The following is a 1,759-nucleotide window of genomic DNA, read 5'->3' on the forward strand; positions in this document are numbered from 1 at the left end:
TTGTATGGTCGTGGCTCCTTAGCCGAAGTGCGCCTAATTGAGAGACAATTTACTTTCTAGGCGATGAATTAACAGAAAAATCAGACTCCAGCTAAACTTTGCAACGGAGCCGTAAAACGCACCTTCACCCACGGTTAGGTGAGGTGATGTTATCGGAGCTGGATTTCATCACTGTTGATACTGAGCTCGTTAAAACTATGTTGGCCGATGAGTATGCACCGCACTATATCCGTTTGACGGCAAATGTATTGAAGCGGGCCCTTAGTACGGCATGTGATCTGCGTTTGCTGAGTCAAGATCCCTTAGCAGGTTATCGTGTGCAGTTAAGTTTAACCTTGCCGCCTGAGATTGATGCGCCGCTGAGTGCTGCTGATTTAAACGCGCTATTTAGTTCACTAAAAGCGGCTAATAAACCCTGCAATATGTTGTTCATGTTGATGATTATGTTTGGCTCGCGCATCGATGAGACAAGGTTAGCAAAATGGTCCCATTTTGCGGGGGAGTATTGGTCTATTCCTGCGTTAGATACCAAAACCAAGCAAGCGCACCGGTTGCCATTAACTGGCGCGGGTAAAGGTTTGTTACGTGTTTATAAACGTTGGCAGTTAAAGCATATCGGCAAACGTGAATATCTGTTTGCTGGGGATCGTAGTGAAGTGGTTTCAATCCGCACTGTTCAATATTGGAGTGAGTCGATCCGGTTTAAATATTTTACTAGCCATGCATTGCGCAAATTGTGCCGCACGATAATAGCTGATATGGGCGTGGATACCATGGTCGGAGAACGCATTTTAAATCATGCATTGCCGTTGTTGTTACGTACTTATGTGCGTACATCGCTTGATAGCGGCATGTTGCGTGCGCTGAATGATTATCATCAATATTTGATTGATAAGGGCTGTGCTGAATTGAACAAAGCAGGGGAACAGGGTGATGAGTGATGCAGATAAAAAAGTAGCTAAAAAAATACAGGGTTTTGATATTTTGAAAACAGGGCGGCGTATTCGCGGCATGACGCAAACTGAGGTGGCCCATCACTATGGTATTTGTATTCGCACTTACCGCAATTGGGAGAGTGGCGCCAGCCCTGTGAGCTATGACGATATTTTGGCATTCTGTGATGATGTGTTCCAGATCCCCTTGGAAGAGGTGCAGCGGAGTGCGGTCTATGCAAATTGAGCGTATGAGCATTAAAACGCTGCGAGGCGAGTTAAAAACATGGGGCCGCTATTGGCGCGGGCAAGAATACGGTGGCGGGTACGGTAGCCGCAGTGCTTGCGACAAACTCGGTGAAATTCGGATTGAAAGCAGCGTTAATACTGAGCAGCCTGTGCCGGATCATGTTCAATTTTATGACATTCAGGTTGAACAATTAAGCCAAGATTGCCGTCGTGCGCTGCGCGTTCGCTACATCTGCAAAAAAGAATGGACCCTAATCGGGTTTGATTCGGAAAAATCATATCAATATTGGCTCAGAAGGGCAGAAGGTGAGTTATTGGGTTAATTAATGCTTTTTAACTGTATTTTAGGTGCTAGTGCCATAGTGGTGAAGTTCACCACTTATTATCATTCAATTTTTTGCCGTTTTTTGCTAAGATAACTGCTCATTTCAAGGCTTTCAGAGCTCTTTTTTCTCGAATACCAAACCCGCTGTTAAGGCAAGTTAGTAATGTCACATACTGAGCAAAGTAGAAATGTCACATTATTAGTAATTGGATATAAATAATTTCTCTACTAAACTTTTTATGTCAGGTGTTTC

General features: G+C 44.1%; 3 protein-coding genes. All 3 read left to right on the top strand.

What is annotated here, in order from left to right; all coding sequences use genetic code 11:
- Positions 1 to 146: 146 nt before the first annotated feature.
- From L2764_RS27040 to L2764_RS27050, 3 genes are read left to right on the top strand one after another with little or no spacing between them, the layout of a single operon-like run.
- Positions 147 to 941: a tyrosine-type recombinase/integrase gene (locus L2764_RS27040; RefSeq protein ID WP_248943424.1), complete on the top strand. Its 795-nt coding sequence runs from the start codon at positions 147 to 149 to the stop codon at positions 939 to 941.
- Entirely contained in the window at positions 934 to 1,179 is a 246-nt protein-coding gene (locus tag L2764_RS27045; protein WP_248943425.1) for a helix-turn-helix domain-containing protein, read from the top strand. Before L2764_RS27040 ends, L2764_RS27045 begins: the two co-directional genes overlap by 8 nt.
- Positions 1,169 to 1,504 (top strand): hypothetical protein, encoded by a 336-nt coding sequence (locus L2764_RS27050; protein ID WP_248943427.1) that lies wholly within the window; start codon positions 1,169 to 1,171, stop codon positions 1,502 to 1,504. Before L2764_RS27045 ends, L2764_RS27050 begins: the two co-directional genes overlap by 11 nt.
- The last annotated feature ends 255 nt before the right edge of the window (positions 1,505 to 1,759 follow it).

This window comes from Shewanella surugensis (genome assembly GCF_023284005.1).
Lineage (GTDB): Bacteria > Pseudomonadota > Gammaproteobacteria > Enterobacterales > Shewanellaceae > Shewanella > Shewanella surugensis.

Excerpts from the sequence above, each read along its gene's own strand:
- L2764_RS27040 (WP_248943424.1), top strand. The coding sequence starts at position 147 with ATGTTATCGGAGCTGGATTTCATCACTGTTGATACTGAGCTCGTTAAA.
- L2764_RS27045 (WP_248943425.1), top strand. The coding sequence starts at position 934 with ATGAGTGATGCAGATAAAAAAGTAGCTAAAAAAATACAGGGTTTTGAT.
- L2764_RS27050 (WP_248943427.1), top strand. The coding sequence starts at position 1,169 with ATGCAAATTGAGCGTATGAGCATTAAAACGCTGCGAGGCGAGTTAAAA.